General features: G+C 39.6%; 18 protein-coding genes. All 18 read left to right on the forward strand.

What is annotated here, in order from left to right; translation table 11 throughout:
• Nucleotides 1-785: 785 nt before the first annotated feature.
• The 18 genes from F6K63_RS00320 (at nt 786) to F6K63_RS00405 (ending at nt 21,447) form a co-directional block, all read left to right on the forward strand.
• Complete coding sequence (locus tag F6K63_RS00320; RefSeq protein WP_287310282.1) at nt 786-908, forward strand: hypothetical protein; 123 nt, start codon at nt 786-788, stop codon at nt 906-908.
• Nucleotides 909-2,547: 1,639 nt separating this feature from the next.
• Nucleotides 2,548-3,750 (forward strand): glycosyltransferase family 4 protein, encoded by a 1,203-nt coding sequence (locus F6K63_RS00325; RefSeq protein ID WP_287310284.1) that lies wholly within the window; start codon nt 2,548-2,550, stop codon nt 3,748-3,750.
• Between the two features lie 344 nt (nt 3,751-4,094).
• Nucleotides 4,095-4,226 (forward strand): hypothetical protein, encoded by a 132-nt coding sequence (locus F6K63_RS00330; protein WP_287310286.1) that lies wholly within the window; start codon nt 4,095-4,097, stop codon nt 4,224-4,226.
• Between the two features lie 121 nt (nt 4,227-4,347).
• Nucleotides 4,348-4,809 (forward strand): PssD/Cps14F family polysaccharide biosynthesis glycosyltransferase, encoded by a 462-nt coding sequence (pssD, locus tag F6K63_RS00335; protein WP_287310288.1) that lies wholly within the window; start codon nt 4,348-4,350, stop codon nt 4,807-4,809.
• Complete coding sequence (locus tag F6K63_RS00340; RefSeq protein WP_287310289.1) at nt 4,806-5,309, forward strand: glycosyltransferase; 504 nt, start codon at nt 4,806-4,808, stop codon at nt 5,307-5,309. Before pssD ends, F6K63_RS00340 begins: the two co-directional genes overlap by 4 nt.
• An 80-nt stretch (nt 5,310-5,389) precedes the next feature.
• Entirely contained in the window at nt 5,390-7,420 is a 2,031-nt protein-coding gene (locus F6K63_RS00345; RefSeq protein ID WP_287310291.1) for a GumC family protein, read from the forward strand.
• Nucleotides 7,417-8,796 carry a hypothetical protein gene (locus F6K63_RS00350; RefSeq protein WP_287310292.1) on the forward strand — a complete coding sequence of 460 codons (1,380 nt, stop codon included), beginning with the start codon at nt 7,417-7,419 and terminating at the stop codon, nt 8,794-8,796. Before F6K63_RS00345 ends, F6K63_RS00350 begins: the two co-directional genes overlap by 4 nt.
• 14 nt (nt 8,797-8,810) lie before the next feature.
• Nucleotides 8,811-9,866, forward strand: coding sequence for a glycosyltransferase family 2 protein (locus F6K63_RS00355; protein ID WP_287310294.1), 1,056 nt, complete (start codon nt 8,811-8,813; stop codon nt 9,864-9,866).
• A gap of 59 nt (nt 9,867-9,925) precedes the next feature.
• The gene (locus F6K63_RS00360) at nt 9,926-11,158 is read left to right on the forward strand and encodes a glycosyltransferase family 4 protein (protein WP_287310296.1); all 1,233 of its coding nucleotides are present in this window, start codon (nt 9,926-9,928) and stop codon (nt 11,156-11,158) included.
• Nucleotides 11,159-11,243: 85 nt separating this feature from the next.
• The gene (locus tag F6K63_RS00365; RefSeq protein WP_287310298.1) at nt 11,244-12,368 is read left to right on the forward strand and encodes a glycosyltransferase family 4 protein; all 1,125 of its coding nucleotides are present in this window, start codon (nt 11,244-11,246) and stop codon (nt 12,366-12,368) included.
• A 61-nt stretch (nt 12,369-12,429) separates the two neighbouring features.
• Nucleotides 12,430-13,650, forward strand: a complete 1,221-nt coding sequence (locus F6K63_RS00370; protein WP_287310299.1) for a glycosyltransferase family 4 protein — start codon at nt 12,430-12,432, stop codon at nt 13,648-13,650.
• A 6-nt stretch (nt 13,651-13,656) separates the two neighbouring features.
• Nucleotides 13,657-15,096: an oligosaccharide flippase family protein gene (locus F6K63_RS00375; protein ID WP_287310301.1), complete on the forward strand. Its 1,440-nt coding sequence runs from the start codon at nt 13,657-13,659 to the stop codon at nt 15,094-15,096.
• Between the two features lie 151 nt (nt 15,097-15,247).
• Nucleotides 15,248-16,243, forward strand: a complete 996-nt coding sequence (locus F6K63_RS00380) for a hypothetical protein (RefSeq protein ID WP_287310302.1) — start codon at nt 15,248-15,250, stop codon at nt 16,241-16,243.
• A gap of 110 nt (nt 16,244-16,353) precedes the next feature.
• The gene (locus tag F6K63_RS00385) at nt 16,354-17,475 is read left to right on the forward strand and encodes a sugar-transfer associated ATP-grasp domain-containing protein (RefSeq protein ID WP_287310304.1); all 1,122 of its coding nucleotides are present in this window, start codon (nt 16,354-16,356) and stop codon (nt 17,473-17,475) included.
• 80 nt (nt 17,476-17,555) lie between these two features.
• Complete coding sequence (locus F6K63_RS00390; protein ID WP_287310306.1) at nt 17,556-18,227, forward strand: aspartyl/asparaginyl beta-hydroxylase domain-containing protein; 672 nt, start codon at nt 17,556-17,558, stop codon at nt 18,225-18,227.
• A gap of 51 nt (nt 18,228-18,278) precedes the next feature.
• Complete coding sequence (locus tag F6K63_RS00395) at nt 18,279-20,096, forward strand: asparagine synthetase B family protein (protein WP_287310308.1); 1,818 nt, start codon at nt 18,279-18,281, stop codon at nt 20,094-20,096.
• Between the two features lie 54 nt (nt 20,097-20,150).
• A complete protein-coding gene (locus tag F6K63_RS00400; protein WP_287310310.1) occupies nt 20,151-20,864 on the forward strand; it encodes an aspartyl/asparaginyl beta-hydroxylase domain-containing protein in 714 nt (237 codons plus the stop codon).
• A gap of 67 nt (nt 20,865-20,931) precedes the next feature.
• Nucleotides 20,932-21,447, forward strand: coding sequence for a class I SAM-dependent methyltransferase (locus F6K63_RS00405; RefSeq protein ID WP_287310312.1), 516 nt, complete (start codon nt 20,932-20,934; stop codon nt 21,445-21,447).
• Nucleotides 21,448-21,707 lie beyond the last annotated feature (260 nt).

Consider the following 21,707-nt stretch of genomic DNA (forward strand, 5'->3'; position numbering starts at 1 on the left):
TCAATTGTTTTATTTGACTGATTATAAGGAATTTTGATCATTTATTTAAATGATTAGAAATAAGATTTCTAAGTATAGGACAAAAGTTGCAAACCTGAGGGGGTAAGCATTTACACAGAATTAATTACCTAGTTACAAAACTAAAACCCTTACCCTGCAAGGCTTTTAGTTTTGTAAAATGTGCAATTAATTTTGTGTATCTACTTAAAAATCGAGTAGAAGGGCAGAGCTGTTTCATTTTCAGGAATAAATTGCCAGCTCAATCGCCTGAAAGGGAGCTGGGGTGATGGGGATAGGGTATTTTTGAGGTGCGCCTTCACACTTAGTTTTGAAAAAGTGCGGGGTCGCACCTCTATCTCCCTATCTCCCCACTTCATATGCAATCACATTTGAGTCCGACTTTGAACCAGCCCTAGGGTAGAAAAGTGGGTGGGCTGGCCTTTGATTTGGGCGATGCTCCTTTGGAGCCGCTACGTGATTGCACTTAAAGATTTAAACGAGTCTAGAGCGATTGCCCATAGCTGGCCAACAGAGGCTCAAAGAGGGTTTAATAAGACCTCTTGCAAAAATCTTTTGTGGTATAATTAAATGATATGGGATTTTTGATTTAGCGATCGCTTAAGACTAACAAACTTGCTTTTTTTCCATGGGTCACTCCCTACTCCCTTACAAGGGTAGGTGTTTTAAAAAGGGGCGAGTAGGTACTTTCATGGTCTTGATGCAAAGCGATAGTGCGGTAAACCCCCCATGGCTCACTGCATTGCTACGTATAAAATCTGAAAAATATGTATCAAAATACACAAAAATTTCGGAATAATTCTCCCCATCTCCTTATCTTCCCCTCCTGGGAGGGGTTAGGGGTGGGTTCCGACTCCCTACTGCCATCAACCGAGATGGAAATTCTCTAGTTAAGAGTTACACAGGCTTTTAGGGATCACTAACCTGATCAGATCAGGATGCGCGCACCTATAGCTTTATTCCAGTATGGCACGGAATGGATAGTTAGGTGGCAGCATAGTAAATTAGTTACATTGAACACTTGACAATTTATGTAAATACACGTTTAATATATATTTAAAAATAATTTTTAGGCAAATTTTTCCGTCAAATTTCGGGTTAATTGATAATAGTCTCAATAAAGCGGTAGATTAGTGGGCTAAATGCCCAGCAGATAGCCGCCACGATGTAGCCAAATCCTATAAGACATTGGCTACAGGTTTTTATTGGGTTTTTATTGACAGTGCAAGGTCACATTTGCCACAATAACAAGGCGGTACAAAACCATGGGTGTATCACGGTCTAGATGGAGTGGCTCTGAGACTCAGGGATCAAATTCAGGGCGATAGACTGTGAACCGATAGTCCCCACGTCAGTTTGTAATATTCGGTGTTGTATGTAGACTCTAGTATCTATACTCTGGTAATGCTGGCGATATTGTTGATTAGGAATACTTAAGGTGTTATAAATTAACCTGTTCTCAGTGTTTGTGTTGCCGTAGCGGGACGCAGTAGCTTCCAAACTACACTTTCAAGTGCGGAATGTGGGATACCAAACAATCCCTATCTACTAGTTAGCACTACCATCTTGATTGGAATTATGGTTCCCATCAATATCGTGCTGCGTTTTTTTACCAAGACTATCAGAGTCCAAAATTAATAACTGATAGCGCTGCGCGCAGGGAACAGGGAACAGGGAACAGGGAACAGAAATATGTCTTAAGTGTTCAGTTTTTTCGGGAAAATTTGTCTGGAAATAATTTTAAGCTTTTTTAAGTTGAGAGTATTCACAAAGTATTCACAAACTATTGTTAGAACTTTCTAAATCCAGTAGCTGTTCAATTTTTTAAAATTATCCTGATTTATAGTTTTGAAGGTGTAGTTAATAATTAGTTATTAAACTAAAACTTACCAAGTTTTGATGATTTCAAACAATCCAATAATTACTTTGGAAAAAAAATATATTTCTACCCTAGGTTAGGGGATTTAATTAATGCCATCGACGTAATATCTATAGGGAATCAAGGGTAACGAATCCAAGAATACTAGTTAGTTGGTAAACACACTATTCCTAAAAATATAGGTAATTACGTAATGACTATGCTAATTTGTCAGAAGCAATGATTAAAAATATTGCTTAGCAATCATTTTAGGCATTGATAATCGATTGATATTAAAAAAATAATTATCAAAATATCAGAGCTATAAACAGTATTAATTTGAATTAATTAAAATTAATACAAGTTAAGCATACCAGATACCTAAGAGCATTTTTTTATGTTCCATAAAATCAAAAAAATGTGTACCTCACCTATTTGACAAATGCTATATAGCGTTGAGCATACTTATGAAGTACAGTCAATTTTATTATCCCTAGTCGCTACTCCCTAATCCCGACTCCCGACTCCCGACTCCCGACTCCCGACTCCCGACTCCCGACTCCCGACTCCCTAAAAGCCATGACTAAAGTACCTAAAGCAATTGATAAAATCTATAAACTATAAACCATAAATTCCTGACTATAAAACAGTTTTACTTCTTATTAATTAAAGTGACCAAGAAACTAATTTTAACTATTTTCTATCAGTTTAATCCTTGGCATAGCAGCATTGGTGGGATTCAGACCTTCATCCGCTCCTTTATCAAATATGCTCCCAGTGAGTTCGAGGTGCGGTTGGTCGGAACAGGAGACCTGGCTTCAGCTTCCGGTGTCTGGCAAGAAGGAGAAGTAGCGGGTCGAGCCATTCAATTTATGCCCCTGTTTCCTCTGGAAGATGACAATGTTAGGGGCTTAATACCCACGACGGTGAAGTATACGACTGCGCTGTTCGGTCGTTGCTTCGCATCGGATTTCATGCATTTTCATCGCATCGAACCCAGCTTAGCAGCCCTGAATTGGTCTGGAGAGAAGACGCTGTTTGTACACAATGACATTGCTAAGCAGATGAATCCTGCAACGAGTAATAATGGCATTCTTTGGCAGCGTTTTTCTGCAAGCTATTTTGCCATGGAACGCTTACTGGTGAAGCAATTTAGCCAAATTTTTTCCTGCAATACTGAATCAGCTAAGTTTTATCAACAGCGTTATCCAGCGATCGCAAATCGTATTGCTTACCTAAAAAACACCGTTGATGACGAGGTGTTCTATCCCCTAGACCCAAAGCAACGAGAACAGGGACGCAAAGCTCTGGCACAGGAGCATAATTTGTCTGAACAGACCCGTTTTATCCTCTTCGCCGGTCGTCTGCATCCTCAGAAAGACCCGATGTTACTGATACGGGCGATGGCAAGTTTATATATTGCCAATGTTCACTTACTGATTGCTGGGGATGGGGAGTTAAAAGATGAACTCCGTGCTGAAATTTGCTTTTTTGGGTTGTCTAAGCGAGTAACTATGCTTGGAGCAGTAGGTCAGGAAAAACTAGCAAACTTATACCGTGTCTGTAGTGTGTTTGTGTTGACTAGCGTTTACGAGGGACTGCCCTTGACTGTCCTTGAGGCTCTCGCCTGTGGGACGCCTGTAGTAACCACGAATTGTGGTGAAACCCCCAACTTTCTCCGTGCTGACAGTGGAATTGTTTGCACCGAGCTTACCAAAGTTGCGATCGCAGATGCTTTGGGTAAGGTCCTGCACCATCCAGAGAATTATCCAGTCTCCTCCTGTGTGCGCACGGCTCAACCCTATAGTGCTCGCAAAGTTGTCAGCAGTGTTTATGAGCAAATGCTGCAGCGTGCTCACCAACGGTCTGCCTAATCTCTGTCTAATCCGCTGCCTTTAATCAAGATAGAGCAGTCAAACTTACATAGTAAGCATATGCGCTACAGATGGTGCTACTTGAGGTGCTATCAGCTATCAGCTATTAGCTATCAGCGTGTCGCGTATCAGCCAAAGGCCTGTGGCCACGCTACACTGAACAGTTTATGCCCATAGCGCACGCTACACCGAACAGCTTTTGAATAAAATAAGCTGACGGCACCTCAAGTAGCGTGAGCTTTTAGCTCACGGCTGACGGCTGAATGCTTACCTTACATACTCAGGTTGTCATCACCACTTAATTAGTCTGCCGAAGAGTATTGTAAAAGAGAAAACTAGAACTCATGAAAATTGCTGTAATTGGAGCCAAAGGAGTACCTGTTAAGCAAGGTGGCATTGAACGTTACTGCACAGAACTCTATCCCAGAATCGTTGCCCAGGGTGATTCGGTTCTTTATCCTAGTACACCTTTATGATCTAACTCTAGTTATCCCGAGAGCATAGAGTTGATTGGTAAACCATTGTGAAGTGGAATTTTGCTACGAATCAAGGGCTCATTTTTGGGAAAATTAAGCATTTTGAAACACACAAAATTTAATGAATATTGCAATGAAGTTAATGTTAGTATGTACTTCTGGCGGTCACTTCTCTACAATGAAACGCCTTAAATCGTTTTGGGAGCAGCATGAGAGAATTTGGATTACCGATCTAAAACAAGATACAAAAGAACTGAAGGGAAAAGAACAAGTTCATTGGCTTCCTTATCAAGGTCCAAGAAATTTTATTAAACTTGTCATAAATATCCCAAAAATATTCAGAATTTTGGCTAAAGAGCGACCAGATTTGATTATTTCAACCGGAGCCAGTATTGCTGTAGGTTTTGCTTGGCTTGCTAAACTTTTTGGTGTACGCTTTATCTTCATCGAGAGCATTTCCCGTTCCACAGAATTGAGTCTTTCTGGAAAGCTCATTTATCCGGTATGCGATGAAATTTACGTTCAATGGCCAGAGCTAAGCCAAAGGTATGCTAAAACTGTATTTAAGGGGTATGTTTCGTGATCACAGTAACTCTTGGAACAATTCCTTATCCGTTTAATCGTGCTATCCAATGGCTGCGGTTTCTTTTGGACACAAAAATGATCTCTGAGTCTGTTTTCGTTCAGTACGGTGTGAGTGATATTTCTCCGGTATTCGAGCATTCTTTGGTTACTGCAAAACCACTCCTCGAATCCAAAGAGTTGATGAAAATCGTAGATGATTCAAGATTGGTTATTTCACATGCAGGTCAGGGTTCTACCACTGCATTAGCCAATCGAGGGGCTTGCTTTGTTGTTATACCACGATTAGCAAAATACAGCGAACATATTGACGATCATCAGCTATCATTTGCTCGAAGTGTTGAACAATTTGGTGTGGTTCACTGCTTGAATTTAAAAGAATTGCAGCAAGTTATATTGGAACCACCGCTTCCTTTTAAGAGGAAACTATTCGAGGAACCTAAATTAGCAGAACATCTATCAATTATTTATTCCAAAGGGTCAAACTTTATGATGATTTAAAAGCTCTATATATATTCGTTTTTTTTAGTTGTTATAAATTCTGATAAACCAGAATGAACTTATCTGGATTGTTTAGTCTTATGAATCGATTCATAGCAATTGCTCTAAGGCACTGTAAACCAGTAATTGGCTTGAATATTGTATTGTCAGCAATTGCCCTTTACAGCGCTTCAAAAGTTACTGAAGTTTGGGCAGCCAGAGCTAAGCTAATTCTACCTAAATCCAGCAGCGATCTTAATGCAAATCTCGGCACATTGGGTGATTTCAGGGACACAGGCGTTGCTTTCTCACAACAAGTAAATCCCCTCAACAATCTCAGCTCAATTATGACGAGCAATGACACAATCAGTCAGATTTGGGAGTCTGATCCAGAAAAAAGTCTTTATCCTCGCCTGAGCGTGTACAAATCTTTATTCGATGTCTCTCCGGAGGGTGAATCTACAATCATTTCCCTGAGTGCTGAGGGGACTACTCCAGAGTTGGCACGCCAAAGGACAGCTGCTTTGATTGAAGCATTTCAGCAGCGCCTGAATGAATTACGTCAGGATGATGCTGTTCAGCGATCGCAGTTTATGGGCAAGGAACTCGAGCAAGCCGCAACAAACTTGCGTCAGGCTCAGGCAGCGCTAACAGCATTTAAAGCCTCTTCCAATTTAGTCAGTGCGGAAGACCAAACTAGAGAGATGGTTACAGCCATCAATACCCTAACGACTGAACAAGCGCAGGTATTAGCCCAAGCTCGAGCGAGTAAAGCTCGGGTGGAAGCGCTATCTACCCGACTTGAGCTAAATCCAGAGCAAGCAATCCGCTCTCTAAGTTTAGGAGAAAATCAGGACTACCAGTTTTTGCGGCAGGAGTTGTCTGAAGTAGAAGCACTCTTAGCCCAAACTCAAGCCAAATTCACCAATGAAAATCCGCAGGTGCAAGCGCTCCTTGAGCAGCGCGAGGAATTGCAAGGTCAAATTGAGGGGTATATTGCCCAAGCAAGAGCTGCTCAGCCAGGGGTAAACGCAACTATCGGTCAAGAATCTGCGGTTCTGATTAGAGAACTAATTTTAGCCGAAAGCCAGACTGAAGCCTATTACAGTCAAGGCAAGCAAATTCAAACACAAATCGATCAGCTTGGCAGTACTCTCAAAACTATTCCCGCCGCACAGGCTCGACTCGTGCAACTCCAGCAGCAGTATGACATTGCTGAAGGGGTCTACAACGGTCTGGTGGCGCAAGTGCAGCAGAGCAAACTGAATGCATTTAGCAGCTATCCCAGTGTACAGGTCTTCGAGAAACCTAGAGCAGATTCTAAGCCCTCTGGTCCTGGTCGCCGTCCGATCGCCCTGGGTACAATTCTTGCCTCAGTTTTCGGGAGTACTGCCATTGTGCTGTTTTTAGAAAGCCGCAATCCGTTGCTCAGCCTGCAAGACCTGCAAGCCACAAATTTTCCAGTCCTGCGGAGTATTCCCTATGTTAAGCACTTAGTGGTAGGTGTTCCATCAAGAGTCGAGACAGAGATTGAGTTCCAACGGCTGGCTTCAGCTGTAAGTATGAAGCCTTTAAAGAACCGCTGCTTGACGATCGCTAGTGCCACCTCGGGTGAGGGCAAGACAACTGTCACCCTTGGCCTAGCCAGTGCATTAATTACCTTGGGCTTCCGGGTACTAGTGGTGGATGGTGATTTCCGCAAAGCTGAATTGAGCCAGCGTTTGGGTTGCGATCGGTACCCTATGTCGAAGGCTCCATTGACACCAGTCCAAATACGACCAGGTCTTGATCTATTATCCCTAAGACCCGACGAGGATAAAATTGCTGAGTTTGTCGCTAGGGGAAGTTTTGAGGAGTGTCTAAGTACCGCTCAAGCCAGTGGTCATTACGACTACATACTCATTGATAGCGCTCCAGTTAGTCTCACTAGTGAAGCTGCTCTCATGGCAACTGTTGTGCCCAATATATTGCTTGTAGTTTGGCCCGGTAAAAGCAATCGCAACCCCTTTAGAGATACCCTCGAGCAACTAGCCCGACATAGAGCTGAAATTATTGGTCTAGTGGTCAACGGTGTGGATACACAGGCTGAAAGCTATCTTTACGGTCACAAAATTGCTGAGGTTGGCTCATGAGACAGCAAAACTATTTACCTAGCATTTCTCAAACCAGGACGCCAGATCAAGATAGCGATCGCCTTTTTTCTGGTTTGTTGCCTCGTTGGAGTATTTTAACTCAAACAGAAAAAGTAGTTTGTCTCTTGGTTGCTCTAACACCTCTTTGGTGGTTGCTAGGGTGGAAGCATTTTATGTTTCTCATCGGCATTGGTTTAATTGCCTACGAAAAATATAGCCGTGGGGAAGTACGCTTGCGCCGTCCTAGTGTAGCTGTAATTGGCTTTTTAGCGTTTTGTGTTTATAGTTTAATCTCCAAATACTTTTATGCTTTGTACCATCACAATACTCTCAGTCCTAACGCAATATTATCACAACTCAATAGTTGGATTGGACCGGCAATTATTCTTTGGTATATTCAAAGCAAAAACTTACGTGTTCGCTGGCAGATAGTTGCTTGGGCTTTTTCAGTGGTAGTTGCCCTCATGGTAGTTCTCTGGGCAGTTATCTTCTTTGTTTGGCATCAAGCATACTACGATCCGCCCCGCTCTCTTTATGGTTTTCTTACTGGTAAGAGCAGAGTTTTTGTGCCTGGAGCTGGTAATAGTAACTATTTAATGCCTTACTTTCCTACTGATGAGGCTATACTACCTGGACTAGTGCGTTATGTCTATTTTTTTCCTGGTCCAGAATCTTTAGCTTTAACAGTTGGTTTTACTAGTTTACTAGCTCTGGATCTCAAAAATCGCCTTTGGTCTGTACTGCTCTTTTCAGCCTCTATTTTTATACTTCTGACGAGCGGAACTCGCTCAGTTGTTCTCACTTTACCCCTAGTACTGTGCCTGCGCTACCTACTTACTGCTGGTCAGACTTTTGGATTATGGTTTCTTTGTGGTTTAATTGCCGTTACCAGTTTTACTACTCTTTCTATTCCCCCAGTTACTAATATCATCTTCAACAGTGTAGTCAGTACAGCAGAAGCCGCTGGTGAGGCTCGTGCTGATTCTACGGAAGTTCGAGGGGAAATCTATAGAAGAACCATAGATGGTATTGTTAATAGCTCTAACACTGTTTTTTTACTAGGTCATGTTAAGACTGGAGAAGGAGTTTTACCAGGATATGCCCCTGCTGTCGTTGGTTCTCACAGTTTTTTACTCGGCACTTTACTCTACCGATCTGGTGTAATTGGAACCAGTCTTTTTGCTATTTCTTGGATCTCACTAATTCTCTGGCTTTACAAAACAAAGTCAGATAGACCAATGGCTGGTTTGTTAATTTTTATCATCTTTAGCTTAACCTTTTGCGTGATGGAATGTGAACTGCCGGTAATGCCCATTAGTTTGCTCTGTGTACTCATGCAAAAATCACCAAAACAACTAAATTTTACTAAAATTTAAAGTTTAATCAAAATATGCTCAAGCCATTTACTTCAGTAAACACAAAATCTCTTAATGCTGGCCAAAATACTTTAGTTAGTGTTATCATTGGCAATTATAACTACGGTCGTTTTATTGCTCAAGCAATAGAAAGTGTTTTAAATCAGACTTACCGACGGTTTGAATTGATTGTGGTTGATGATGGTTCAACTGATAATTCACGGGATGTCATCAAATCTTATCAGGATAAACTAATTCCTATTTTTCAAGAAAATGCAGGACAGGGAGCAGCTTTTAATGCTGGTCTTGCTAAGGCAACAGGTGAAATAGTCTGCTTTCTTGATTCTGATGATTACTTTCACCCGGATAAGTTAGCAAAAGTAGTAGCAGCCTTTGTTGATCATCCTGAATGGGTGCAAATTTCTCACGGGCGTGTTTCAATAGATCGAGAAGGTAATATTATCGGTCGTGATCCTACTTTTTTCAGTCAAGGTGATGTCAGACCTTTGCTACTGCAATGGGGAAGATATGCCTGGGCAATCACTTCTGCCTTATCCTATCGTCGCTACGCCATAGATCAGGTTGCACCGCTTCCTAAACGTCCTCGTGCTGCTGATACTTACTTAACTGCAACTATTCCTTTTTATGGAGAAATTGGTTGTATCAAAGAACCGCTGATGTTCTATCGGAAGCATGGGAAAAATAGGCGAGGACAAACGAACAATATTCCTTATTTAATTGAACAACGCGAAGACACCGCTCAATGCATAAATAAAGCAGCTGTAGCTGTTGGCATCAATCAAAGATTTGATCTAAATAGAGACTCAGATTATCTCAGCTTTAAAGCTATAGAGCAAGGTGGAGTTTCCTGGACAAAAGTCCTGCAAATTATTTGGTTTACCCTACAAGAAACTCTGGCTATCGGTCATCCTCTAAAAGATACTATCGAGAGGCTGATGCGGCGAGGAATTTGCTCTCTATCGCCTGCAGAAGGAATGGTATTCCTTCGTTTTGGTCCGAGCCGCTATTTGCGATTTAAGCTGACAGGTAAGCAACCCAAAAACTATGAACTTTCCGGAAAAATAAATTAAGTATTAGACGCTTTTTGATTCGGCTATAAATATAATATTTTCTATAATAAGAGGTGCTTGTGAAAACTTTACCTAATTACTACAATAATTCTAAGAGCAAGTCGAGAGAGACAAAAAAATTAGTAGTTATACCAGCCTACTGTAGTAGTCTTGGTGGTATGACAGTTAGCCTTGCACTACTAATTAAAGGATTTGAACTTTGTGGTGCTTCTGATCAATTATGCCTCTTAGTTCGTGCAGGCTCTACACTAGAAAAGTATCTAAAAAATGCAGGTCAAGAATCTGTTATTAAGTCAATTCCTCGTCAAGGCAAACAGATGCTTTTGCCGCAGGCGCTTCAATGGGTAGCTCAGCAACCGCAAGACTGGCCTTTACTGCTAGATAATTGTGTTGCAGTCAGTTATTTACCCTTCCTGCTCAAAGCTGTGCCGCAACTTCGTCTTAGCCATCGTCCTGTCTATCATTTTTGCCATGATCTGGCTCTTTCACATAACCCGTTGGGTTACTTGGCGAGAAAGGTCACTTTTACTTGCCTTGCTCCTGCTGCTATCTGCAATTCCCAATTTACGGCTAATCATATCCATAAACTGATACCGGATATTCGAGGCATTCTCTATCAACCAGTGGATACAGAACAGTTCAACAATCAACCACCTACTGGTTCTCCTCCAAAAAACTTACAACCTATACTTAACTCTGGTGCACGTATCATGCTCACCCCTTCCCGCCTTAATCAGCCAGGGATTGTCAATGATAAAAACTTGCGTGCCTTAATTCCTGTATTAGCTCAGCTCAAAGCCAAGGGTCACTTCTACCATGGAGTAATAATCGGTGAAGATAAATCTCCTGGTCAAATCCATACTCGTACTTTGTTAGAAAGTGCTGAAAAATTAGGAGTAGCAGACCGTTTCACGATTTTACCACCTACATTTGCCATTGAAGACTATTACAAGTATGCCGATGTAGTAGTTAGTCTGGCTCCACGAGAACCTTTTGGTCGCACTGTGGTGGAAGCGGTCGCCTGTGGTGTGCCAGTCGTCGGTAGTAATACTGGGGGAATTAACGAGATTTTGCAAAACTTTGCACCGGAGTGGACTGTTGAGCCGAACAATCCGATGGCTGTGGCGGAAGCAATCATCAAAGTGATTAATTCTACCACCACCTCAGATACCCTAAGCAAGGGTAAAGACTGGGTTGATACCTACTGTAGCGTTGCTGGTTACGCCCAAAGAATAATTCAAATTACTGGTCTAGCCTTAGCTAATTCAAGTCTTGATTTAAATAGAGTATAAATTCAGTAAGCATCAACTATTTTTATTGTTGAGCTAACAATATAGTAAATTTTATCATCAATTTTTGCCCTAGACAATTTACACCATGGACAAGGTTTTCTTTTTAACAGGAGCTTTCCCTCCTCAAACAGGAGGAGAACTCTACAATTATAAACTTTCCCAGCACTTAGAAGCGGTAGGCATCCCGCAAGAATATGTAGATTTGCATCGTAGAAGAAAATATTTAAGGCTGGCAAAAATACCTATTTTGGGAGAATTTTTAGTATCCTTAATATTAGCCATGCTCCTTTACCGATGCCAAGGAATATTAGTAGAAGACCACTATTTTAGTAAATATTTATTTTTAACCAATATTATTCAGCGTTTTTTTAGAAAAGGAAAGATTATAGTTTTAGTTCATCTTTTTTATGGCTATGATAGTAAAGACGGTTTTTGGTTAAGACGTTTTTTTTACAGTATTCAAGAAAAAAGTAGATTGTCTTTTGCCGATTTGATTATAACCAGTAGTGAATACTCTAAACAGGAAATAGTTTCATTAGGAATTAATCCTCAATCAGTTTACGTACTCTCCCCTGGACTGGATCGAGAAAAATTTACTATCTCACCGAAAACAGAAAAGGATACAACGAATAAAAAAGTGCTGTGTATCGCTAATTATATATCTCGCAAAGGTTTACTTTACCTAATTGAAGCCTTTGCTCAAATAAAACGTCATGACTTCACTCTTCATTTAGTAGGCAACCCTAAAAACAACTCTGTTTATTACAAAAAAATGTTAGCCTTTGTCGAAAAACAGCAGATGACAGATTGTGTATTTTTTCATAATGGAGCAGACCAAGAAAATATTAAACAGTTATATTCTACTGCCGATATTTTTGCTTTACCGTCTTTAAAAGAAACCTTTGGCATTGTTTTGATAGAAGCGATGCACTATGGCTTGCCGATAATTACAACTAATGTTTCTGCGATGCCTGAACTAGTTCAAGATGGGGAAAATGGACTACTTGTTCCCCCGGCTAATTCTCAGCGTTTAGCTCAAGCTCTCTCAAAACTGATGGCTAACCCTGAATTGAGACAAGACATGGGACAAAAAGGAAGGGAGCGAGTGAACAACTCCTATCACTGGGAGCAAACATCTGCTGAATTTTTAGCCATTGTTCAACAGTTGAGCAACTCAGAAAAACTCGAACTTCAAGCTCCAACGGGCTAACCTTGCTCCACTTTTTTGCTTGAACTCTGATTTGCCTACACTTTAAATTACAGAATTCACAATGCAAAACCTAGCACAGTTTGATGTTTCGGCCCAAGCGCCAAGCTCCTCCCCAGATATTCTGGTCATTTCTCGTACTTTCTTTCCGAAGGAAGGGGGAATTGAGGAGTATGTCTACAATCGTTGTTTGCAAGACCCGGAACGGGTGATTGTTCTAGCTGCTGCCTGTTCAGGGGATCAAGCTTTTGATCAGAGGCAACCTTTTCCTGTGCATCGCTGGCTAGTTCCGAACTTCCTGCAATCTGGGGGATTAGGAAGTCTCCTCCGGCAGATTTTCAATATGGTTGGGTCACTGGTGCTGGGAATCAAGCTCTATTTTCGCTACCGCTATCGTTACATTGAGTGGGGTCATGGTTACGATTTCCCTTCACTGCTGCTACTGAGTTACCTGCTTCCTGTCCGCTGTTATGCATACCTACACGGTGACGATCTCCTCTGTCCTTTGCGAAACCCCCTGTTGCGATCGCTTTTCAGCTGGACGATCAATCGCATCCAAGGGATTGTTTGCAATAGTTCCTTCACGCGAGATTACCTCAAAGACCATTTTCAGTTCGACACGCCAACTTATGTGATTAACCCGACAGTTAGACCAGAAAAGTTTGGCAATCAAGGGAAGCTAGACTGCGTTAATGAGTTGCGCCAGCAGGTACGCCAAGCTCACAACATTCCTGAAACAGCAGTTGTCATTCTTTCCGTCGGACGGCTGATCCGACGTAAGGGTTTTGACCGAATTATCCTCAATTTACCATTTCTGCTGGAGGAAGGACTTGATGTCCATTACCTAGTTTGTGGTCGAGGTTCGATGGAGTCGGAACTGAAGTCCTTAGCTAGTCGTAAGGGAGTGGAAGAGCGGGTACATTTTGCTGGCTATGTACCCAACGAGGCATTAGCAGGTTACTACGCCGCCTGTGATCTATTTGCCATGCTCACCTTCTTTGACGCTCAAGCAGCTAGCATCGAAGGTTTTGGCATTGTTTATCGAGAAGCTGGTTACTTCGGGAAACCTGTGATTGCTTCACGGGTGGGGGGTGTTACAGATGCTGTCCACCACGGGGAGAGCGGTATCTTAGTCAACCCCAATTCTCCTGACGAGATTGTTCAAGCTCTACTTCAGCTGTGCCAAGACCAACAGCTGCGGGAGCGACTGGGGCACAAGGGTAGGGAGTTAGCAAACGACAAAACCCTCCACCACTCACTGTATTTGTCTCAGATTTCCGCATGAGGTTGTATGGCTCAGATTAATGCTGCAAAAATCGCCAAAAGTGGTCTGTGGGTAAGTGCAAGCTTCATGTTTGCCAAGCTCTCCAAGTTTATTACCCAGCTTTTCCTCGCTCGGCTCTTATCTCCTGATGACTTTGGCGTATGGGGAATGGTTCTATTAGTTACTACCTTATCAACCTTGTTTGAAGACTCTACCATTGCTGGGGTCTTGGTTCAACGGGGATTGGATGATAAAAAACTAGTGAATGCGGTTTACAGTCTAGGCGTCAATGTTTCTGTTGGCTTATTTATCATACAAGCCCTCGCTGGTTTCCTTGTTGCCCAGTTTTTTGGTGTACCCCTACTGTGGCCCCTGATCGCCTGTACCTCGGTGGTTTATCTGATTCGGGCAGGGGCTGGTTCTCACTCAGCAGTTCTACAGCGACAGATGAAGTTCAGAGAACTGGCAATCTGTAACGGTGCATCAAGTTTGGCGCGTCTTAGCAGTGCCTTCACTTGTGCTGCACTGGGTGGTGGTGTCTGGTCTTTTGCTGTAGGTACAATCGCATCGGCAACAGTCAGTTCATCTCTAAAACACTGGTTTAGTCGATACCGCTTTACATACCACCTCATTCCAGATTCATCTGCTGTTCAGGAAGTACGAGGTTATATCAGTAGCTTAATTGGGATCAATTTAGCTGTTTATGCCAACACCAACGGTGACAATTTCATCATTGGCAAGCTACTAGGAGCCCAGGCTCTAGGTTTCTACAATATGGCTTATCAGTTAGCAATGCTACCAGGGTTTGCTCTGTCCCGGATCAATCGTGTCAATTTTTCAGTTCTGTCACAGCGAGATAGCGAGGGTCAGAGAATTTATGTCTGCCGAATCCTCGAACTATACGCTTTAGTCTCCGCTCCTATTCACGGTATCGGGTTTGTGGTTGCGCCTTGGTTAATTCCTTTGATGTATGGTCCAGATTGGACAGAAGTTGTACCCATTTTCCAAATTGTGTTGATTTTTGCCTATGCTCGCATCTTTATGGCCATTTTGGGGACTACTTTGAATGCCTTAAACAAACCAAATATTAATGCAGCAATTAATTGGGTTTTAGTGCCCCTTTCTTTACCAACGTTCTTTGTCGGTACCTGGCTGGGGGGAATTACAGGAGTAGCGATCGCGGTTGCGTTAGTTATGGGTGTTGGAGCTACCGTTTGGTTTTGGATAGCTACTTGCCGTGCTGCTAACTGGAATTTAAGAGATTTACTTACTCCTGTTTTGCTCCCAACCCTTGCTACTAGCATCGCTATTGTAGTGGTACTCTACTTCCCTATGGATAGATATGAATTTATACTTGAACCCATTATATTACTTACCATTTATGGAAGTATAATTTCAATTTTTTCAGCAGGTAAAATTCCTATTATGCTTTTTCAAAATATCAAAAATTTAGTTGGTATAAAATAATTACAATTTGGATGTATTGAGCAAGATAATGTTTAAATCAAGCAGGACGAAGTTTATCAAAAAAATATTCCATGTCTATTGACACCTTTTATAAAGATCAATTAGGCTAGATGCAATAACTACCAAAAACAATAAACAAAAAAATGCAAGTATGATTCAGTCATTTTCAAAAATAACATTCGATATTAAATCAAGTATTAGCCATCGACTACCATTTGAAATAGATCATTTTTTGAGAATTTACAGTTACAGACTATTTATACTGAATGATGGTAGCTTATTTGGAATAATTAAAATTTTATTGGAAACTACAAAAAAAATCATTAAAAACTGGAATAAAACTATCGTTTTTTATCCGGAATTTCCCTTTGTCAAATATCCTTCTTACTCTCTCTATAGATCTTGTTTATTAAATGCTTATAGAGTAAGCAGAAAATTTTCAAAAAATACTATTCTTGCTATTAAGTGGGAAGATAAAACCTTTTTAAGCTGCCCAAGAGAATTGAATGAGATGAGTACAAATGGCCTGAAGGTTTTAAATTTAGCCTGTAAAGACATTAGTAAATCTAAGGTTCAAGAAGTATTTGAGAAGGTATTTCAGTATGGTCTAAAAATAGATCCTTTGATTTATCAAGGGAAATGTGTTGTCAAATCTAATCTTAATGCTAAGCACGATGGTAGAGTTTTAAACTGCCCAATTCAAAGAAAACTAGAAGATGATGTGGTTTATGAAAAACTTATAAATAATGTTGTGAAAGATAAAAATCTCACCATAGATTATCGAGTTCCTGTTTTTGGAGCTAAACTAATACCTATTGTTTATCTTAAATATTATCCGCTAGAAAAGCGATTTGGAGGCTATTCAGATATGGTCGCCTGCGAAGTTGTCGAACCTGAAAATGTGTTTACAGAAAATGAAGTTTCAAAAATACTAGAATTTTGTCAGTTGATGGAGTGTGATCACACTGAGCTTGACATACTTAGAGACCAAGACAGTGGTGAAATTTACATAGTTGATGTCAACATCACACCATATGCTTTATTACTGTCAAATCGCCCTGAAGCAAGTGTATTGGAGCCGAAGAGCCGCTCAAAAGCAGCTTCTAAGTTAGCAGACACTTTTAGCCAGTTATTTACTCTATCTTAATCTCACATAACAACTAGATAATTTGGTTTATCTATCGCTTTGTAAAGGTAATTATTTTTCAATAAATATCTTTTATTTTTGTGAATACTTGCGGAGTTAAAGTAACATAAATGAATCTGATTAAGATTTTTTTTATTTCTTTGAGAAAGCCATTTAATGCTCTGGAAAAAGTTTATAATGCTGCCTCAATGGTTCTAGGACCTATAGAGTCCAAAACTCTATATCCACAAGCGCTGCACAAGAGTAAGCTAAGGATGTTAGCTGATAACCTCTACTGGGTGTTGAGATATAGAGAAGTTAATATTAGTTATTTCTTTTATGGATTGGATAGAAAGAATAGTCCAAGCTTAAACAGCTTTCTATCGACTCGTCAACAGATGTCTCTCATTGGCAAACAAATTGCGAGTAGCGGAGGTACGACAACTAAAGCAATAGTAAAAGACAAGTTTTTATTTGCTTTAGTTGCTCAAGCTCTTGGGTATCCTTCTCCCTATAATATTGCCTTCCTCGAACCAGATGTAGTTGACTGTTTCTCTCCTCGACAACTTATGTCTTATGAGACTTTTATCGAGAAGTATGAAGGTTTCCGTGGTTTCTGTAAACCGATTTATGGCAAAGGTGCTAGAGGCATTTTTACTTTAGGTATTCAGGATGGCAAGATCTTCGTGAATGATGATGTAGTTAGCTTAAAAACTTTCCAATCGTATCTTAAAGAGAAAACACTTCTTCAAGAGAAGATTATTCAGCACGAGGACATGTCTAAACTATATCCTTCATCTATTAATACTATTCGTCTTGTGACAATCCTAAAAGATAGGAAAGCTATTCCTCTAGCTGCAGCTCTTCGAGTGGGAGCCTATGGCAATTTCGTCGATAACATTAAAGCTGGAGGTATGGTCGCGGGTATTAATCTTGAAACTGGCAAACTACAAGGAAATGCCTTATTCAAATATAGAAAACCTGGTAAGCCTGGAATTGTAACCCATCATCCTAATACTGGTGTTGCCTTAGACGGCTATCAAATACCTATGTTTCAGGAATGCGTTGATCTTGCTTGTCAATTTCATCGTGATCTTGGGAATTTACCAACTATTGGCTGGGATATTGCTATTACTCCGACGACACCCTGCATTATAGAAGGTAATACTCTCTGGGATGCAAGTATGTTTCTGGCGCTAGAACCTAATTTTAAAACAAAACTTATAGAAGTTATTAAACGCCCCCATACTTAATCAAATTTAGAAATAATGTAATTTTTGCTAAATGATGTGAATTATATTCAATATACTATTATATAGGGAAAAATTAAAACATGGTTACTTATTTTGAATTGCTAACTCAGCTATCAGGCTTAACTTTAAATTGGGGAATGCCTTTTGAAATTGACAGTGAACGAGTATTAAATGAATTTCAAAATGTATTTTCAAATTTTCAAGAAGGCAGTCAATCTGGCATCTACAATGATGGAGGTTGGAAAGCGATTGGGTTAATTACATCTGGTGGAGATGTTAGAGAAGATCGAGAAATTTCAAAAGTTGGAAAGCCTTATATTCCAACTCCAGCCTTGCAACTATGCCCTTATATCAGGAATATTCTCAATCGATTACCTGCAGATAAGAAAAGGGTTAGGTTCATGTCGTTACAGCCTGGTTCTGAGATAAAATGGCATGTTGATCATAAAACTTCTCTAGATTATCATAGGTCAGCACGTTTTCATATCCCCATTATTACGAGTTCAAAAGTAGAATTTAAAATTTGCCATAATTTGTGTAAATGGGATTCTGGAAAATTATATTATGGTGATTTTTCCTTCCCTCATATGGTAAAAAATAATTGGGATAAAACGAGAATTCACCTAGTCATAGATTTAGTTCCAAATGATGAATTAAAGTCCCTGTTTTCAAAATCTTTTCTTCAAGAAGAATTCAAACGCAAAGTTTTACGTAATCTTTGTAAACGCTTACTAGGAAAGTATCAAAAATGATTAATTAGAAAACAATTTATTAATTTAAAGTACTTATATTGAGGATTATACATGCTTAAATGTGCTGGTTTTATCGGAAAAGCTCTACCAGATAGCCAACAGCTTATTGAGAAGATGGTAAGTGCTCAGCAAAAGGAAGCATTAAGTCCTTCTCATACATTTCAATTAGACAATAAAGGTTTTGTTGCAACTCTTTCACTTCCTCAAAAAATTGGCAGAGTATCACTACAGAGAAAAAGTATAGCAAACAACTTGCTAGTTATTACCGGCGCACCTATTTCGCTCAAAAAAGATCTTGAGCAACAATTATCCCAAGTTGTTGAAAGTGATTTTGACACAGCCATCAAAGTTTTAACCGAACTTGATGGTGCATTTGTCGCTATATATTGGAACAATTCTCTCCGCAAACTTGCAATCGTAACTGACATTTTGGGAATGCAACCACTTTATGTGGTGAAGCTCCCGGGACTATTACTTTTTGCTAGTGAAGTTAAGGCAATTGCAGCAAGCAATTTGATTGAAAAGAATATAAATCCAGCTAGCTGGGGAGCCTTCTTATCTTTCGGTCACTTTATTGGTAACCAAACTTCTCTTCAGCAAGTTGAACGTATTTCAACTGGATGTGTCTTAACTTATGATCCAGATCAAGATACTGTCTTAGAAAAATCCTATTGGCAGTGGCCTGAACCAAAAGTAAACCTAAGCATTAAAAACTTTGACACAGCCCATCTAATACATGTATTAAAACAAGAAATTGCTGCCTATCTTGAGTATTATGATAATCACTCTACCACAGTGCTACTTAGTGGTGGATTTGATTCACGCTTACTAGCAGCATTAATGGTTGACATGGGAGTTCAACCTACTGCCTTAGCACTTAAGCATGAAGATGAGTTATTCGGCGCTGAAGGCTATATAGCAGAAAAAGTTGCTAAGCAGTTAAATATACCCTTCAAGCTGATTTCTACTAATTCTGACTTCTTCTCCTCGGAGCAATATCTTAAGTATTTGATTATGAATGAGGTCGCAACACCTAGTCTAAATCTTTTTATTGCTCAACTTGTACAGTATCTAAACTCTAGTATCAACTCTATATGGGAAGCATGCTTTTTTGGTGCTGGACTCAAGCGTTTCCCAAAAGAAACTCAATATAGCTTAACTGACTATCTGAAAAATTTACCTACCTATTCTTCTAGTATATGGCAAGCTGCTAGATATATTTTTTCACCAAGTTTGTCTGAGCAAATGTATGAAGAATTCAATACTCAACTAAGAGTCGAAGCAAACAAATACAGCAATGATGGTTTTGGTGTTCTTCAGTTTATGATTCGCAATCGAACTCGCAACCGCACTGCTCCTAACCCTCTTCAAGTTTATAATAATAAAACTTTTACTTTTACTCCAGGTCTAAGTAAAGCTTTCTGGAATGAGGTTGCTTCTCTTCCAACTGACTTTAGTGTAGATTACCAACTTTACCGCAAGCTCTTTCAAGATCACTTCGCAGACATGAGTGTATTTCCCTTTATTTCTGGAGGAAAGTTTGCTAATCTCCAAACTTTATCCCTAAGAAATAACTGTTTAAATTTAGCATTTCGACTAGGAAAAAAACATTATGTCCGTTCTTTATTAAAACCATTTGGATTGTACCATAATAATTTTTTTACTCCTAGCAGCTTAGTTGATTCAACTATTTCTTTAGTTAACCAAGAATATCCCGATTTAAATGCTGTAAAAATCTCTCAAATTGATTCACTTTTTGAACCTCGTTGTATGAAATACAAAAATGAGACTCTGCTCTTATTCTACTGGCAAATCTGGCATTGGATAATGGATGGAGATTATGACAAGTTTGCAAAAATCCTTAATTGAGCCTCCTGGATCTAGGGTAAAAATTGGCTCATAGAGACTTAGTTCTTTCATTTTGTGAGAAATTTAATAAAAATGCCTGAAGTATTTGAACTACTGACCAAACTGACTGGCTTGACATTAAATGTCAAATTACCTGTTGAACTTGATGAAACAAGGTTACTATCTGATTTCCAAAATGTGTATGAAACATTCCAAGGTACACAACATTCTGTTAGTCATCACCATGATGGTGGCTGGACAGCAATTGGATTAGTTACTAGTGGAGGTGATGTCTACGAAGATCGGAGTATCAGAAAAGTAGGCAAGCCTTATATACCCACACCTGCTTTGGAACTTTGCCCATATATAAAAGAACTGCTCGACAATTTACCCTGTGAAAAACATAGGGTAAGGTTTATGGCATTAGCACCTGGTACTAAAATCAAGTGGCATTATGATGGAAAAGATAGCATTGATTATGGAAGAGTTGGACGTTTTCATATTCCGATTATTACCAACCCTAACATAGAGTTCAAAATCTGCTCTAATGTATGCCAATGGGTTGCTGGAAATTTATACTATGGTGACTTTTCATTCCCTCATACAGTAAAAAGTAACTGGGATAAAGTAAGAGTTCATTTGGTTCTTGATTTAACCCCAAATCAAGCAATAGTAGATCTATTTCCAGAAAGTTTTATTCAGGAAAGATTTAAGCGGAAAATTCTACGTAAACTGTGTAGACAAATTTACACAATGAGAGAAGCTCACCTTTTAGGTAGTATGCCTTGAGTAAAGCGATTGATTCTGTGTTAACTCATCTGCTATAGACTGATTTTTTTATTGTATGAGAAAAACAATGACAACTACTAACAAACCCCAAACACAAAAACCTGACTTTGGTTTCCCTATTCAACTAAAGCGAGAAGCAGAAGATTACTTTCAGCACGCCTTAAATTATCTACAAACTCAAAAAAATACCAACGAACTTTTTTGGTCTCGTCTTGAAAAAAAACCCTCTTTTAAAGGGGCAAAAGTCTTGGAAATAGGCTGTGGTTTAGGAAATCTTTCCTTGGATATTGCTTTGTCTGGAGCAGCACAAGTAGTTGGTTTAGATCTAAATGATCGCGATGTTGAATTTGCTCAAATGAACTTACAGCAAAATTACCCTCAACTACAAAATAAAGTAAAGTTCTTGGCTGTAAACTTACGAGACTATCCTGAACAGGATTTCGATTTTATTGTGTCGAAAGATACTTTTGAGCATATTTTTGATTTAGAAGTAGTATTATCCGAAATCAAAAATCTTTTCCTTGCTCTGCTGGCTTCCATTTGTTGGCAAATACTTTTGTCACAATATTTACTGTATTTTTAGAAAAGACAAATAAGGAGAAAATAGGTGTCAATTTAATTCCTTTAAATTGACATAAAATACTACATTTTTCCAAAACAATTCCAAGTATATTTAAATATTTATCTGTTTTTTTGTTATTTATATATAGCTTATTGCCAGAAATTAGTAAGAATAAAGTTAAATATTTTTGGCTCCTGATCACCAATATTTAGAGATGGTAAAACAGTAGTAAAAATCTAATATCAGACTAATTATAGTGCCTTGTATTAATAAGTAACGAA

The sequence above is a fragment of the Moorena sp. SIO1G6 genome (assembly GCF_010672795.1).
Classification (GTDB): domain Bacteria; phylum Cyanobacteriota; class Cyanobacteriia; order Cyanobacteriales; family Coleofasciculaceae; genus Moorena; species Moorena producens.